Annotated in this window: 12 protein-coding genes and 1 tRNA gene; 6 read left to right on the top strand and 7 right to left on the bottom strand. The window is 73.5% G+C overall.

Annotation, left to right across the window (positions count from 1 at the left end; all coding sequences use genetic code 11):
* The first annotated feature begins 181 nt into the window (after nt 1-181).
* Complete coding sequence (locus tag ACZ462_RS17295; RefSeq protein WP_467803354.1) at nt 182-550, top strand: DUF6223 family protein; 369 nt, start codon at nt 182-184, stop codon at nt 548-550.
* Nucleotides 551-661: 111 nt separating this feature from the next.
* On the opposite strand, the gene ACZ462_RS17290 is transcribed toward ACZ462_RS17295, so the two are convergent.
* From ACZ462_RS17290 to ACZ462_RS17275, 4 genes are all read right to left on the bottom strand, one after another.
* Nucleotides 662-1,639 (bottom strand): sigma-70 family RNA polymerase sigma factor, encoded by a 978-nt coding sequence (locus ACZ462_RS17290; protein ID WP_467803356.1) that lies wholly within the window; start codon nt 1,637-1,639, stop codon nt 662-664.
* 385 nt (nt 1,640-2,024) lie between these two features.
* Nucleotides 2,025-2,792 carry a dioxygenase family protein gene (locus ACZ462_RS17285; RefSeq protein WP_467803608.1) on the bottom strand — a complete coding sequence of 256 codons (768 nt, stop codon included), beginning with the start codon at nt 2,790-2,792 and terminating at the stop codon, nt 2,025-2,027.
* Between the two features lie 205 nt (nt 2,793-2,997).
* Nucleotides 2,998-4,548 (bottom strand): MFS transporter, encoded by a 1,551-nt coding sequence (locus ACZ462_RS17280; protein WP_467803357.1) that lies wholly within the window; start codon nt 4,546-4,548, stop codon nt 2,998-3,000.
* Nucleotides 4,549-4,649: 101 nt separating this feature from the next.
* Entirely contained in the window at nt 4,650-5,309 is a 660-nt protein-coding gene (locus ACZ462_RS17275) for a TetR/AcrR family transcriptional regulator (protein WP_467803358.1), read from the bottom strand.
* 287 nt (nt 5,310-5,596) lie between these two features.
* On the opposite strand from ACZ462_RS17275, the gene ACZ462_RS17270 reads away from it, so the two are divergent.
* From ACZ462_RS17270 to ACZ462_RS17255, 4 genes are all read left to right on the top strand, one after another.
* Complete coding sequence (locus ACZ462_RS17270) at nt 5,597-6,874, top strand: M6 family metalloprotease domain-containing protein (protein ID WP_467803360.1); 1,278 nt, start codon at nt 5,597-5,599, stop codon at nt 6,872-6,874.
* An 81-nt stretch (nt 6,875-6,955) separates the two neighbouring features.
* Nucleotides 6,956-8,647: a hypothetical protein gene (locus ACZ462_RS17265; protein WP_467803361.1), complete on the top strand. Its 1,692-nt coding sequence runs from the start codon at nt 6,956-6,958 to the stop codon at nt 8,645-8,647.
* Between the two features lie 129 nt (nt 8,648-8,776).
* Nucleotides 8,777-8,849, top strand: a tRNA-Arg gene (locus tag ACZ462_RS17260).
* Between the two features lie 172 nt (nt 8,850-9,021).
* A complete protein-coding gene (locus tag ACZ462_RS17255) occupies nt 9,022-9,588 on the top strand; it encodes a Uma2 family endonuclease (protein ID WP_467803363.1) in 567 nt (188 codons plus the stop codon).
* A 173-nt stretch (nt 9,589-9,761) separates the two neighbouring features.
* Here the strand turns inward: ACZ462_RS17255 and ACZ462_RS17250 are convergent, their stop codons facing one another.
* From ACZ462_RS17250 to ACZ462_RS17240, 3 genes are all read right to left on the bottom strand, one after another.
* Nucleotides 9,762-9,962, bottom strand: a complete 201-nt coding sequence (locus ACZ462_RS17250) for a hypothetical protein (protein ID WP_365505243.1) — start codon at nt 9,960-9,962, stop codon at nt 9,762-9,764.
* 84 nt (nt 9,963-10,046) lie between these two features.
* Nucleotides 10,047-11,900, bottom strand: a complete 1,854-nt coding sequence (locus ACZ462_RS17245) for an MFS transporter (RefSeq protein WP_467803364.1) — start codon at nt 11,898-11,900, stop codon at nt 10,047-10,049.
* A 151-nt stretch (nt 11,901-12,051) separates the two neighbouring features.
* Nucleotides 12,052-14,658 carry a D-alanyl-D-alanine carboxypeptidase family protein gene (locus ACZ462_RS17240; protein ID WP_467803365.1) on the bottom strand — a complete coding sequence of 869 codons (2,607 nt, stop codon included), beginning with the start codon at nt 14,656-14,658 and terminating at the stop codon, nt 12,052-12,054.
* 279 nt (nt 14,659-14,937) lie between these two features.
* Between ACZ462_RS17240 and ACZ462_RS17235 the strand changes: the two genes are divergently transcribed.
* The gene (locus ACZ462_RS17235; protein ID WP_467803366.1) at nt 14,938-15,675 is read left to right on the top strand and encodes a GOLPH3/VPS74 family protein; all 738 of its coding nucleotides are present in this window, start codon (nt 14,938-14,940) and stop codon (nt 15,673-15,675) included.
* Nucleotides 15,676-15,816: the final 141 nt, after the last annotated feature.

Here is a 15,816-nt window from a genome sequence, read left to right as displayed (position 1 = left end):
CGGCTACCGCGGCTGCGGTACGTGCGCGCCGCCTGCCGCCACCGCGGTAGGCGTATCCCGCGGCGGCGGCAGCGGAAAGTGCCCGCGTCCGCCGGACGACCGGCAGGGGGGCCGGCGCGCATGCTCGCAGGGCACGGCGATCGCACGCCGTGCGCGGCGACGGCAGAAGGAGGAGAGCGGTATGAGCGCTTCAGCGGTGCTGGTGGCTGCCGCCGAGGGCGGGATCATCGGCGATGGGCGGACCGGAGCCAACCTGGCCCTGGCGGCGGGGGCGGTCGGGTGGGCCGTCGGCGGGCTGGCCCTGGCCGCCGGGCGCCGGCTCGGCGCCGGCCGGGCGCCGGCCGGGCGCACGCGCGCCGGCGGGACGGCGGCGGTCGTGACGGGAGTGCTCGGCACGGTGCTCGCGGTGCTGCACCTGGCGACCGCCCGCGGCGGGCCTGGCACCGGCAACGGCCTCGTGGGCGCCGTCGTGGCCGTCCCGCTGGGGATCGGCGCCGTATTCCTCGGGCGGCGGGTACTGGCCCGCTGCCGCCGGGCCCCCGCCGGCTGACCCCTGGCCGCCTGGGCGCCGGGCCGCCCGGGCTTCGGCCGCCCGGCCCGGCGCAGGGTGCGGCGCCGCCCCCGGCGGGCCGGGGGCGGGGGTGCGGCGCGGCGGGCGGGGTCAGGCCACGGCGTCGAAGCCGGTGTCGTGGGCCATCCGCTTCAGCTCCAGCAGGGCGTGCTTCTCGATCTGGCGGATCCGCTCGCGGGTCAGGCCGTGCTGCTTGCCGACCTCCGTCAGGGTCCGCTCGCGGCCGTCGTCTATGCCGTACCGCATCTTGATGATCGACGCCGTGCGCTGGTCGAGCTTGCCCAGCAGGTCCTCCAGCTCCTCGCTGCGCAGCAGGGAGAGGACGGACTGCTCGGGGGAGATGGCGGAGGTGTCCTCCAGCAGGTCGCCGAACTGGGTCTCGCCCTCGTCGTCCACGGACATGTTCAGGCTGACCGGGTCCCGGGCCCAGTCCAGGACGTCGCCCACGCGCTGCTCGGTCGTGTCCAGCTCGGCGGCGATCTCCGCGTGCTCCGGGTCGCGGCCGTTCTCCCGGTTGAACTCCCGCTGGACGCGGCGGATCCGGCCGAGCTCCTCGACGAGGTGGACGGGCAGGCGGATGGTGCGCGACTGGTCGGCGATGGACCGGGTGATGGCCTGGCGGATCCACCACGTGGCGTACGTGGAGAACTTGAAGCCCTTGGTGTAGTCGAACTTCTCCACGGCGCGCACCAGGCCGGCGTTGCCCTCCTGGATCAGGTCGAGCAGGGGCAGGCCGCTGCGCGGGTAGCGGCGGGCGACGGCGACGACGAGGCGCAGGTTGGAGCGGATGAAGACCTCCTTGGCGCGCTCGCCTTCCGCGGCGAGGGCCTCCAGCTCCTCGCGGGAGGGGCCGGCCCCCTTGCGCTCCACGCCGCCTTCGAGGATCTCCCGCGCGTACACGCCGGCCTCGATGATCTGCGAGAGTTCCACTTCCTTGGCCGCGTCGAGCAGCGGGGTGCGCGCGATCTCGTCCAGGTACATGCCGACCAGGTCGCGGTCGGCGATCTCCCCGCCCGCTGCGCGGGCGCTGCCCGTGGACTCGTTGCGGGCGACGGCGCGGGTTGCCATGCGTGCTCCCTTGCAAAGTGTTAGGTCGCGGTGCGGCTGCTGGAACGCGGCTGCGCGTCCCCGGACACTCTCCCGAGTGCCCGCTTCCGATGGAAACAACGACTGGAATCGGGACAGAATTCCCAGGCCGGTCGATGTTTTTCGCGATCTTGCAGTATCCTGCCCCGCCGCTCTGGCCGGGCGAGGTGCGGCGGCGTTTCCGGATCGCGAAGAGATGCAGGTCAGAGCGGGGCCGGGCCGCTTCGGAGCGGCGCTGCCCCGGGCCGTCGCCCCCGCCCCTGGAGACGCCGTCCGGGCGCGTCCGGTTGCCCCGCGCCGCCCCCGGGCCCGCGGATCCGCGCCCGGGGGCCCGTAAGGCGCCCCGCCGGCACCTGCCGCGGGCCGGTCAGCCGAACTGGACGGAGCGCTTCGACAGGCCCATCCAGAAGCCGTCCACCGCGTCGGAGCGGCGGCCGAGGTCGCCGGCGGCGTCCGCGGCGCCGAGGGTGACGAAGAGCGGCGCGAAGTGCTCGGTGCGCGGGTGGGCCAGGCGGCCGGCCGGCGCCTTGGCCTCGAAGTCGAGCAGGGCGTCGACGTCGCCCGCGTCGAGGGCCTCCCGGCCCCACGCGTCGAACTCGGCCGACCAGGCGGGGACGCCGGGCCCGGTGTGCCGGAGCGCGGCCAGGTTGTGGGTGAAGAAGCCGCTGCCGACGATCAGCACGCCCTCGTCGCGCAGCGGGGCGAGCCGGCGGCCGATCCCCATCAGCCGCTTGGGGTCGAGAGTCGGCATGGAGACCTGGAGGACCGGCACGTCGGCGTCCGGGTACATCTCGACGAGGGGCACGTACGCCCCGTGGTCGAGGCCCCGGTCCGGGACGTCCTGGACCGGCGTGCCGGGGCCGCGCAGCAGCGCCCGTACGGACGCGGCCAGCTCCGGGGCGCCGGGGGCCCCGTAACGGACCCGGTAGTAGTGCTCGGGGAAGCCCCAGAAGTCGTACACGAGCGGGACGGTCCCGGTGGCGCCGAGGGCCAGTGGCGCCTCCTCCCAGTGGGCGGAGACCACCAGGACGGCGCGCGGGCGCGGCAGGGCGGCGGACCAGGCGGCCAGCTCGGCGGGCCAGACCGGGTCGTCGGCCAGGGGCGGCGCGCCGTGGCTGAGGTACAGCGCGGGCATGCGGGCGGCAGCGGCCCGCGCGGGGCCCTGGTCCGGGTCCGGGTCCGGGGTGGCGGCGGGGTGCGGGGTGACGGTCACGGCGGTGCTCCTCGTTGCGCGGGCGCGGGGCCGGGGGAAGGGGCAAGGCTGGACAAGACGAACCCCGCGTCGTTCAAATTTGAACGACGCGGGGCCGTCGGTCATTCCCGGGGCACCCCGGAGCCCGTCAGTGCGCGATCACCGGGACCTTGATCTCCGCGTCCGCGCCGCGGCCGGAACCGGAGGCGACGGGGCCGCCGGCGCCGGGACGGCCGGTGTTGATCAGTGTCAGCGCCAGGGCCGCGCTCGCGGCGAGGATGCCCACCGCCCACCAGATGGCGGCGGAGTAGCCCTCCACCATGGCCTGCGCCTGGACCAGCCCGGCCGCGGCGCCGCCCGCGGCGGCCTCGCCCGCGTGGTCCACCAGGTACGCGGTCGTCGCCGACGCGGCGATGGTGTTCAGCAGGGCGGTACCGATCGCGCCGCCCACCTGCTGCGAGGTGTTGACCATGGCGGAGGCGACACCGGCGTCGGCCGCGGCCACGCCGTGCGTGGACAGCGACATCGCCGGCATGAACGCGGTGCCCATGCCCAGGCCCAGCAGCAGCTGCGCCGGCAGGATCAGCCCGGCGTACGACGAGTCGACCTCCAGCTGCGTCAGCAGCAGCATGCCGGTCGCCGCGAGCAGGAAGCCGGGGCCCATCAGCAGCCGCGGCGGGACGCGGTTCATCAGGCGGGCGCCGATCTGCGTGGAGCCCGTGATCATGCCGGCGATCATCGGCAGGAACGCGAAGCCGGTCTTCACCGGCGAGTACCCCTTGACGACCTGCAGGTAGTAGGTCAGGAAGAGGAACAGGCCGAACATCGCGATGACGGCCAGGCCCAGCGAGAGGTACACGCCGCCGCGGTTGCGCTCCAGCAGGACGCGCAGCGGCAGCAGCGGGGACTTCACCCGGGCCTCGACCAGGACGAACGCGCCGAGCAGCACCACCGACGCCACGAACATGCGGATCGTCCACGCGTCCGTCCAGCCGGCCGACTCGGCGCGCGTGAACCCGTACACGAGCAGGACGAGGCCCAGCGTGGACAGCAGGACGCCCGGCAGGTCCAGCGGGGCGCGGTTGCGGCCGCCGGCCGGCTCCCGCACGACGAGCCAGGCGCCCACGGCCGCCACGACGGCGAACGGGATGTTCACGAAGAACGTCCAGCGCCAGTCCAGGTACTCGGTGAGGAACCCGCCGAGGATCAGGCCGACGGCGCCGCCGCCGCCCGCGATCGCACCGTAGATGCCGAAGGCCTTGGCGCGCTCGGCGCCGTCCGTGAACATCACGGCCAGCAGCGAGAGCGCGGCCGGGGCGAGCAGCGCGCCGAAGACGCCCTGGAGGGCGCGGGCGCCCAGCATCATCGCCTCGCCGGTGGCGGCGCCGCCGAGCGCCGAGGCGAGCGCGAAGCCGATCAGGCCGACGACGAAGGCGTTGCGGCGGCCCCACTTGTCGGCGATGCGGCCGCCGAAGAGGAGCAGCCCGCCGAAGGCCAGCGCGTAGGCGGTGATGACCCACTGGCGGTTGCCGTCGGAGATGCCGAGGTCGGCCTGGGCCGACGGCAGCGCGATGTTCACGATCGTCGCGTCGAGGACGACCATGAGCTGCGCCAGGGCGATGAAGACGAGCGCCTTCCAGCGGTTGGGGTCGGGGGCCGCCGCCCGGAGCGGATCGGCGGCCTCGGCTGTTTTCGGCATGGGGGTACCCACTTCGGTGTGCGGAACGAAAGAAATGGCGGAAATGACGGAAAGATGAGATAAGCGGCTTTTGTGACGCTAGCGGGCCGGAGCCTTCGGCGTCACACGGTTTTCTGCCTGAGGTCCTCGAAGGTCGCGGGCGCCCCGGGGAGTTCGGAGGCGCCCGGGGCGCGCAGCCCGTCGAGGAAGAGCTGGAGGTGGCGGTGGACGAAGGCGTCCACGCTGACGCAGGAGACGCCCGGCAGGGGCCGGCTGAGCTGGGACAGGGCGACCATCAGGTCGCCGACGCCGACGTCGCCGCGGACGAGGCCCGCGCGCCGGCCGGCGTCCATCAGGGACTCGACCACCTCGGCCAACGCGCGGTTCGCGGCGAGGAGTTCGGGATGCTCGCGGTCGAAGCCGCCGCCCAGCATGGCGCACAGGGCGCCGATCCGCTCGTCGGCGGCGGTGTGCGTGAAGCGGCACAGCGCAGCGAACGCGTCGGGCTCCTCGGCGAGCGCGTCGCGCGCCTCGGCCTCGACCCGTCCCATGACGAACAGCACGACGTGGTGGACGAGTTCGGCCCGGTCGGGGAAGTGCCGGTAGAGGGTGGCGTTGCCGACGCCCGCGCGGCGGGCGACCTCGTCGAACGGGGCCCCCGAGCCCAACTCCACGAACACCTCCCGGGCCGCGACGAGGATCCGCTCCCGGTTGCGCACGGCATCGGCGCGCGGACGGGCGGCGCGCGCGGGCGCGTCGGCGGAGACGGCGGTGCGCTGCATCAAGGGCCTTCCTCGAACGGCTCCGGCCACCCCGCGGGGGGCGGCGTACGAATGCCTGGGCGCCGGCACCCGCGGACCGAAACGGGGACCGGATCCCCGTTTGGGGGACACGGATGCAAACGGGGATCTGCTCCCCGGTTATTTCACCCTCCCGTGTGAGCCGCGCCACACGGCCGTTCCCGTTCGGCCGCACCCGGCGCGCGGGCGCGGCGCGCCCGTCGGAGGGTGAGCCCACGGAGTGCAGCCCCGGGCCCGGCCGGGCTGCCGCGGAGCGGAAGGCGATCCCCATGGCGCAGACCCGCCACCGGATACGCGGACCCCACCGCGCCGGCGCCTACATCGGGCTGACAGCCCTCGCCCTCGGCATCACGGCGACCGCCAGCTCCGGGATCTCCGGCCGCCACCACTCCGCGTCCGGGCCGGCCGCTACGACCGCGGAGGCGGCGCTCGCCCCGTGCCGGATCAGCGGCGCCCCGGGCGTGCAGATGTCGGAGGGGCTGCCGACACCCCCGGGGTACTCCCGCTCGACCGGCGAGGTCCGCGCCCTCAACCTGATGATCGACTTCCCGGACGCCAAGGGCGAGGGCACGGCGCTCGACCGGATGGCGGAGTTCTTCCCGCAGACCTCCGACTGGTTCCGCACCAGCTCCTACGGCCGGCTCGCCTACCGGCCCGAGGCGCCGGTGAAGAGCTGGCTGCGGATGCCGATGCCGTTCGCCGCGTACGGGATCGGGCGCGGCTCCCCGTACGAGCCCGGCTACCGGCAGCTCGTCGAGCACATCGTGAGCGTGGCCGACCCGGAGGTGGACTTCAGCCGGTACGACCTGGTGAACATCCTGGTCACGCCGAACGCGGGCCCGTCGGCGCTCGACACGGTGCTGTCGGTGACGTTCTCCGGCAACGGCGACGCGCCGGTCGCGGACGGCGTGCCGCTGGCGAACACGTCGTTCGTCTACAGCCGGCAGGACGACGGCTCCGGCACCTACCGGGAGACCGGCTACCGGGTCCTCCCGCACGAGAACGGGCACGTCTTCGGCCTGCCCGACCTGTACACCGCCGACGGCGGCGGCGCGGTCGGGCACTGGGACATCATGAGCGAGGACTGGGGCTCCAACAACGACCTGCTGGGCTGGCACAAGTGGAAGCTCGGCTGGCTGGACGGATCGCAGATCAGCTGCGCGTCGAAGCCCGGCATGAGCGACCACGTGCTGTCGCCGCTGGCGGTCGAGGGCGGCACGAAGCTGGCCTTCGTCCCGCTGTCGCCGACCACCGGGTACGCGGTGGAGGTCCGCACGCAGGCGGGGAACGACGAGACGGTGTGCAAGCCGGGCGTACTGGTCTACAGGGTCGACTCCGAGGTGGACACGGGCCGGGGCCCGGTCACGGTCGTCGACAGCGCGGCCGACAGCGGCGGCTGCACGCGCCGGCCGAACGTCCACGGCGAGCTGTCGGACGCCCCGTACCGGCCGGGTGAGACCTTCACGGACGAGGTGGAGGGCATCAGCATCTCGGTGGTCGGCGAACTGCGCGACGGCAGCTTCCAGGTCCGCATCACCCGGCCCTGACCCCCGGAGGGCAGGCCGGTGCCGGGACCGGCTAACCTGATCTTGACCGTTTGAACGAGTTCAAGAATCACTGGGGGGCCGGTGCACCGTCACCGCATCATGATCTCCGCCGCGGTCGCCGCGGCAGCCGTGGGCCTCGTCCCGGGCACGGCACAGGCGGCGGACCCGCCGACCGGCCACGGGGCGGCGGCGGGGGCCGCGGCGGCGGCCCCGGGGAAGGCCGAGGCCGCACGGGCCGAACTGCGCAAGTCCCCGTTCTTCAGCCCGGCCGACCGCTCGACCACCCCGCCCCGCACCGGCGGCGGCAGGGCATCGGCGCAGGGCACGGACGCTGCGGCGGGCGACCCGCACCTGTCCGTCGAGATGGGCGCCAGCCACACCACCGCGCGCGGCATCATGCTCACCGCGTACGTCATGACGATCAGCGACCTGCCGACCGCGGTGCAGGTGGACGTCGACTGGGGCGACGGCAACAAGCAGACGGAAGTCGTCCTCTCCGGCTCCGACTACCCCTTCCTGCACCTGGACCACACGTACGCGGAGGTCGGCGCCCACAAGGTCACCCTCACCGCGAAGGACGTCCGCAACGACCTGACCACGACGAACACCGTCGACGTCGTCGTGGCGGGCTCCGAGTTCACCCCGCACGCCCCGACCCGCCTGCTGGACACCCGTGACGGCACCGGCGCGGCGGGCGCCCGGCCCGTCCCCGCGTACGGGACGACCCGCGTGAAGGTCGCCGGCACCGGCGGCATCCCGGCCGGGGTGTCCGCCGTGGCGCTCAACCTGACCGCCACCAACACCCGCGCCGCCGGGCACGTCACCGCGTACGCGGCGGGCACCGACCGCCCGGCCACGTCGAACGTCAACTTCGCGGCGGGGCAGACCGTTCCGAACCTGGCGATCGTCCCGGTGAGCGAGGACGGCCACATCGAGCTGTCCAACCACAGCGACGGCACCACGGACCTCCTCGCGGACGCCACCGGCTACTTCACCCGCTCCGCGGCGGCCGGCTACACCTCGCTCGCCCCGACGCGCCTCGTCGACACCCGCGAGGGACTGGGCGCCCGGCGGGGCCCGGCATCCGGCCAGTCGTCGTTCGCCGTGCAGATCGCGGGCGCGGGCGGCGTCCCGTCGGAGGGCGTCACGGCGGTGGCCCTGAACGTCACCGTGACCGACCCGCGGGAGGCGGGCCACCTGACGCTCTTCCCGAGCGGGCAGAAGGCGCCGACCACGTCGAACCTCAACTTCACCGCCGGGCAGACCGTCGCCAACTCGGTGATCGTCCCGGTCGGCCCCGACGGCCGGATCCAGATCCGCAACGGCTCCTGGAGCGGAGCCGACGTGATCGTGGACGTCGTCGGCCACTACAGCGCCGACGGCAAGGCCGCCTACCTGCCGCTCACGCCGACCCGCCTGCACGACTCCCGCGAGTGGTGGCAGGTGAAGTCCCTGGACTTCCTGCACCAGCGGATCCCGGCGGGCAAGTCCGCGCCGGAGGCGGCCGTGGTGAACGCGACGGTGACCAACACCACCGGCAGCGGCCACCTTTCGATCGCCCCCGACCCGAACACCCAGCTGCAGTACGACAAGGGCACGGCGGTCACCCCGCCTCCCCCGCACTCCTCGAACCTGAACTGGACGAAGGGCACGACGGTCTCGAACCTCGCCCAGACGGGCACGGGCCCCGGCACCATCGTCGACTTCTGGAACCGCAGCTGGGAGCCGATCGACCTGGTCGTCGACCTCTTCGGCATCTACGACAGGCGCTGACCGCAGGCCCCGCGCCCGCGCCCCCGGCACGTCCGCGAGCCCCCGGCCAAGATCTCCCGGTACGCACTGCACCCCACCCGCTACACTTGCCGCGGTGGCCAGGTCCTCACGGACCGCGTCCACGAGCACGCCTTCGTAGCTCAGGGGATAGAGCACGGCTCTCCTAAAGCCGGTGTCGCAGGTTCGAATCCTGCCGGGGGCACGAGTCAAGCAGGAGCACACCTGAGCGTTCAGGTGTGCTCCTCGGCGTTTCTGCCAACAGGGTGGACGTCGGCGGAGGGGCCGTGAGCGGGACGAAGGTGCCGGACCGATCGCGGACAGTACGCTGAACCCAGCGGGATCGGGCCCGCTCCCCAGTGTCCGGGAGGTGCTTCATGTCGGCCGAGATGGTGGCCCCGGCGTGGATGCATGAGCAGATCACCGCCGAGGAGTACGAGTCCTGGTCCGAGGAGCAGTGCGCCGGTATCGAGATCGTGGACGGGATGGTCGTCGTGAGTCCGAGCGCCTCCAAGCGCCACAACCGGCTGGCCCGGATCCTGGCGAACGCCCTGGACGCCGCCGCGGGTGCGGAATGGAACGCCGACACGGACTTCGACGTCCGGCTCCAGGACGTCCCGCTCACCAATCGCCGACCGGACGTTGTCGTCTACCGCGCGGACACGATCGACGTCACCCCCACCCGCCCGGAGCACGTGCTGCTGGTCGCGGAGGTGGTGTCACCTGGCTCGGAGACCACCGACCGGATTGTGAAGGTCGACCAGTACGCCAAGGCGGGCATCGGCTTCTACTGGCGCATCGAGCAGGCCGCGACGGGCGTTCCCCTCGTATACACGTATGTTCTCGACCCGGCGACGAAGTCCTACCGGGACGGAGACGTGTTCACCGGTGTACTCAAGGCGGCAGCCCCCTTCCCCGTGGAAATCGACCTCGGCCAGGTCTGATATACGGCTCGGCACTGGCCGCGGGTGAGCAATGCGCAGGGCGCCGTACGAGAAGGGGACGACCTGGTGGACGCCGTTCGCGCGCCATTGGGGCCGACGGATTGCGGCACAAGCCGGGGCGTGCCGGAGCCCTTCCGGGTCCCGAGGGGGCGGAAGGGCCAGGGGTGAGGGGATTAGCTCAGGCCCCTTGTGCGTTCGCCTATGCGGTCGCCTACCGGGGCGCCTGCGCGCTTCAGGTCCGCCTTCGTGTGTGCGCCTCCCTTGACCTTGCTGGGGACGGGGCCGGCGAAGCCGTGGCCCTTGGAGGGGGGCGGTCCGGGCGGCTCCTGGCCCTTTGCGGCGCGCCGGACGTCCTGGTTCTGCTCTTTGCTCATCCCGTCGTCAACTCCTCGGGAAGCACCCAATCGGACTATTGGGATCGTATGCAGATATGTCGCGGGGCGCACCTTCCGGAGTCGTCAGCCGTCCGCCGGCTCCGCCGGGTCCACCGTCTCGCGGACTAGGTCCTCCGGGCAGGGCGTGCCCCGGGGCAGCTGGTACTTCGCCGCGATCCGGTACTCCCCCGCCGCCGGGGCCAGCAGTTCCGTCCACACGTCGCCCGCGCCGTCCGCCTCCGCCCTGAACAGGCAGCCGGCCGTGTTCGCGTACCCCTGCGGCGGCGGCACCGGCCGCCCCTCGGCGTCGACCAGCCCGAGCCACGGCGAGTGCGGGATGCGGACGAGGACCCGCCCGGGGGCCTTCACGTCGACGACCAGCCGGTCCGCGCCCGCCCGGACCACCGTGGCCGGCCCGGACACCAGTTCCGTCGGGCGGTCGACGCGGAAGAGCTGCCAGTTCGCGTCGCCCCACACCCGCTCCAGGTACGGCAGCCCCGCGGCGACCAGCCGGGCCTCCGCCTCGCCGCCCGAGTCGGGTTTGTCCGCGGGCAGCACCACGTAGTGCACGGCCCAGCGTTCCAGCCATTCCCGGTAGCTCTCCGCGGTCAGCGTGTCGTCGTAGAAGAGCGGGTTGCGTTCGAGGTCGGCCTGCCGGTTCCAGCCGCGTGCGAGGTTGACGTACGCCGGGAACGCCGACGACTCGCGGTGGCTGCTCGCCGGCACCACCTCGACGCGCCCGCGGTCCGCACCGGCCTTGCGGAGCTGGTCGACCAGCGGGGCGAGCTCCCGGTTCCAGGCGGCCACGGGGGTGGTGCGCACGATGTCGGTGACGCTGTTCGCCGTGATCCACACGGTCACGCCGGTGAACGCCGCCACCAGCGCCCGGCGGCGGCCCGTGCCCGCGGCGGCGTACGGGACGGCCGCCAGCAGGACGGCCCCGCCGAAGAGCATGGCGAGCCGGGTGACGTTCGAGCCGACCTGGGAGTCGATCGCCCAGGTCAGGAAGACGCCGAGGACGTACACCGCCGCGGCGGCCCGGACTGTCTTCCACCGCTTCGGTACGAGGAGGGCGACGGCCAGCCCCGTCGCGAACGGCAGCCACGCCGAGCCGATCTTCATCGGCTGGGTCCCGGAGAAGGGGAACAGCCAGGCCGACAGCCCGACGACCGCCACGGGGGCGAGGCCGAGGGCGTACGCGCCCGGCCGCCGCCGGCTCAGGAACAGCGCGGCCGCGACGACCCCGAGGAAGAGGCCCGCGACGGGGCTGGAGGCGGTCGCGAGCCCGGCCAGCGGCGCCGCGACGGCGGCTTTCGCCCAGCGCCGGCGGGCCCAGCGGCGCGGCCAGCAGAAGACGGCCGCGACGGCGCCCAGCGCGAACATCGCGCCCAGCCCGAAGGTGACCCGGCCGGACAGGGCGTTGCAGAAGAGTCCGTACACCCCGGCCAGCGCCGGCCACAGCGGTTCGCGCACGGCGCCCCGGCAGCGGGTCAGGATCAGCGCCAGCAGGGCGGCGGAGAGGGTGCCGGCGACCATCATCGTCGTCCGCACGCCGATCATGTACATGACGTACGGGGAGACGACGCTGTACGAGACGGGGTGCATGCCCCCGTACCAGGCGAGGTTGTACGCCGAGTCCGGATGCCGGCCGACGAACTCCGCCCAGGCGTCCTGCGCGGCGAGGTCGCCGCCGCTGTTGGCGAAGGCGTAGAACCAGACGACGTGGAGCACGGCCGCCACCGCAGTGGACACCGCCACCGGATGCCGCCGGGCCGCGGCCAGGACGCGGGCGGCAGGACCCCCGCCGACGGCGCCCCGAGCCCCGGCAGGACCGGCAGGACCGCCCGCACCGCCCGCACCGGCCGCACTCGCCGCCCCGGCGGCAGCCGCCGCCGGCGCGCCCCGGCCCTCGGTCTGCTCCTGCTCAGCGGTGGTCACTGGTCGCTCACTGCCCTACTCCCCAGCCCTGGGGTCACTCCGTCGCATCCCGGTCGCCCGTCCCGGCTACTGGACGCACACCGGCGCCCCGGGGTTGCCCCCGAGGCGCCGGTCCATGGTCTCCGGTGCCGGCCGGACCAGCCGATCCGGGTCAGCCGATCCGGGTCAGCTTGCTGCCGATTCCCGGCGCGGCCAGGTCGTTCTTCAGTGTCACGGGAACCTTCACCTGGCTGGCCCCCTCGCCGACGGTCAGCACGCCGACCTCGGTGCCCGCCGTCGCGGTCTGCGGGAGCTTGGAGTCGCCGTGGGACAGCTTGATGTCGACGGTCAGCGACGGCCAGCCGACCGCCTCGACGTCGGCCCCGGCCACGACCGGGGTGCGGCCGCCGAGCCCGTCGTCCACGTACCCGACGACGTCGCCCTTCTTCACCACGGCCGCGCTGGTCAGCGACTTCTGCGTGGCCAGCATGACGTTCTTGCTGGCAGCGATCGCGGTGCCCAGGATCGGCACGCCGTGCTGCCCGAGGACCGCGCCGACGATCAGCTGCCGGGTCTTGCCGACCTGCTTCTCCGCGGCGAAGAGCAGGTTGCCGCCCGCCTTGCTGGTGGAGCCGGTCTTGATGCCGAGCGAGCCGTTGTAGGGCACGAGGTCGTTCCAGTTGCGCCAGGACTTGCCCGACGGGTCCTGCCAGCTCGGCAGCTTGGTGATGGCGACGAGTTCCGGCATCTCGACGACCTTCAGACCCAGCTTGACCTGGTCCTCGGCGGTGCTGACCGTCGTGGCGTCCAGACCCGAGGGGTCCGTGTACGTCGTGTTGGTCATGCCGAGTTCCCTGGCGGTGTCGTTCATCTTCTTGACGAACGCCTCCTGGTCGCCGCCGGTGTCCCAGCGGGCGAGCAGCCGCGCGACGTTGTTCGCCGACGGGATCATGATCGCGGCGAGGGCGTCGTACTGCGAGATCTTGTCGCCCTCCTTCAGCGTGTTGACCGTCGACTCGCCCTCGGCGTCCTTCTTGCCGTCCTCGACGGCCGTCTTGTCGACGTCGATCATCGGACCCTGCTCCCCCTTCTTCAGGGGGTGGTTCTTCAGGATCACGTACGCCGTCATGGTCTTGGCCACGCTTCCGATGGCGATCGGCTTCTGCTCGCCGAAGCTGCCGACGGTCCCGAGGCCGGAGGCCGCCATGAAGGCCTGGCCCTCCTTGGGCCAGGGCAGGGCCGGAGCGCCGCCCTCGAAGGTGTACGACTTCTTCGCCGTCATCGTGAGCTTCGGCTCGGGCAGCGGACGGACCAGCTGCACGACCGACAGGATGACGGCGAGCAGCACGACGAGCGGCGCGTAGATCTTCACGCGGCGCACGAAGGTGCGCATCGGGGTCGGCGGCGGGGGCGGGTTGTTCGTGAGGTCCGCGAGCATGTCGAGCGGCGGCTTCGGCGGCAGCGGCTGCTGCGTCGTCCGCTCGGTCCGGTCGACGGCGGCCGACGCCGACGCGGCGGTGGCTGCGGGTGCGGCAGCGGGCGCGGCCGCCTTCGCGTCGGCGGCCTTCGGCGCGGCGGCCTTGGGCGGCGGTACGGGGCCCCGCGCGGGGGCGGCCGGCTTCGCCGGGCCGTCGTCCGTGCGCAGCGGCACGAACGTGCCGGCCTTCTCCCCGCCGACCGGCTTCGGCGGTACGGGGCGCTCGGCGACGGGCTTGTCCACCGCGGGGGAGGACGGGGCGGCGGGAGCGGCCGGGGGCTTGACGGCGCGGAAGACCGCGGTGCGCTCGCTGTCCTCCGGCTCCCCGTCGGCGGGCTTCGCCGCAGCCGCGGCGGAAGCGGAACCGGACGCCTTTCCGGCGTCGGCGGCCGGCGGCTTGACCGCGCGGAAGACGGCGGTGCGCTCGCTGTCCTCGGAGTCCCCGGCCGGGGGCTTCGCCGCGGCGGAGCCACGGCCCGCGGCCCCGGCGGCTGCCGCGGCCGAACCGCCGACCCGACCGGAACCGGAATCGAGCCGCGGCGCCCGGAACACCGCGGTGCGCTCACTGTCGTCACCACCGGACGCGGCAGGAGCCTTGGCAGCACCCCCGGAGGCCGGCTTCGCGCCATCGGCCGCCCCGGCGGCGGGCGCAGAACCGGAATCAGAAGCGGAATCAGAAGCGGAATCAAACTTCGGCGCCCGGAACACGGCGGTGCGCTCACCGCCGCCGGCACCGCCCGCGGCCTCCGCGGCCTCCTTGGCGCCGCCCTCGGCGGCGGACTCGCCCGCCGACTCCCCGGAGGAACGGGCCCCGGCCGCGGCCGCACCGCGGCCCTGCGCCGAACCGGAATCAAACACCGGCGCCCGGAAGACGGCGGTGCGCTCACCGTCGCCACCGTCGCCGGAGCCGGATGCAGCCTTCACGGGGGCCTTCGCGGGGGCCTTCGCCGGGGCCTTCTCAGCGGCCTTCTCGGCGGCCTTCGCGGCGGCATTCCCGGCCGCCTTGTCGGTCTCCTTGCCGGCAGCGTTGCCGGCGGTCTTCGCGGAGGCCGTCACGGCGGGAGCGTCCGCGGGCACGTCCGCATCGCCGGACTCGCCGGACTCGACCGACTCGCCAGACTCATCCGGCTCGTCCGCAGCGGCAGTCCCGGCCTCGGACTCGCCCTCGTCCTCGGACGCGGATTCCGCCCGTCCGGCCGAACCCGCACGAGGCGCGCCCGACTCCTCCTCCGCAGCCTTCGCCTCCCGGCCGGAACCGGACGCCGCAGCCGCCGCGTCCTCGGGGTCGCGGGGACGGAACACGGACAACCTGGGATCCCGTTCCGCAGCGGACTTCGCCGCCCCCGGCACTGCTTCATCAACCGACTTGTCGGGGGACTCGCCCGCCACCAGTTCCTCCTCGTTCGCCACCGCGTCGTGTCCGGCTGTCCGAATGTCTAACAGTGTCCCGTCTCGGGGGCATCGCCCTCGCCCTAGACGAGAACGACATAGCTGCCGGTTCCCCTACAAAGCGACCAGGCACTCTCGACAGATGAATGTGAGAGGGGTCACCCTGTCACTCATCCACGCGGGGAGGCATGGATGGGCAGGAGCCGCAGAACAATTCCGGAGGAGCTTCTGCTGCTCGCTTTGGACCCGGCCACGGGTACCACGGCGCAGCCGCAGTCGCTCGACCTCGGCCTGGCCGGGGCACAGCTAGTGGAGCTGGCTCTGGCAGGACGGATAGCCCCTGACGGGGATCGTATCGCCGTGGTGATGCCGCGGCCGACAGGAGATCCGACACTGGACTCCGCACTGGAACTGCTGCGCAGGCGCGGCAGTCCGGTACGGGCCGTCCACTGGATCGGCGGGCCCCGGCTGGGGCTGCGCCAGATCTATCTCGCGCACCTGGAGCGCTGCGGCATGGTGCATGCCGTCGCGGGCCAGATGTGCGGAGTGCTGCCGACGACGCGCTACCAGGCGACGGACACGGCGATCAGCCGGGAGATCCGCGCCCGGCTCGACAGTGCGATCCGCACCGGCGTACCGCCGGACCCGCGGACCGCGGCGCTCGCCGCGCTGGCCCACGCGGTCGGCCTCGGCAAGCACCTGTACCCCGGTAACGAGGGGCGGTCGTCCAGGTCCCGGCTGCGGGACCTGATCCGGCACGACCCGATGGGCGGTCTCGTGGCGCACGCCGTGATGGACGTCCAGAACGGGGTGGCGGCGCAGCCGCGCCGCGAGCGGGCGTCCGCCGCGCAGGCGGCGCGTCCCACGGCGAACGCTGTTCCGATGCAGCCGCGCCGTGCGGGTGCGATGGCGCGCGTCGCCGCGCACTGAGCGGCCGCTGAACTACTGCTGCACGACCGCCGAACGGCCGTTGATCCACCACCGTTTCACCCCTGCACCAGGCACCACACCGGCACCACCACGCACCGCGGCACCACCAGAACCACCTGAACCACCTGAACCATCGCAAAC

It is taken from the genome of Streptomyces sp. NPDC031121 (assembly GCF_055570615.1).
This window is presented reverse-complemented; position numbering and strand designations above follow the sequence as displayed.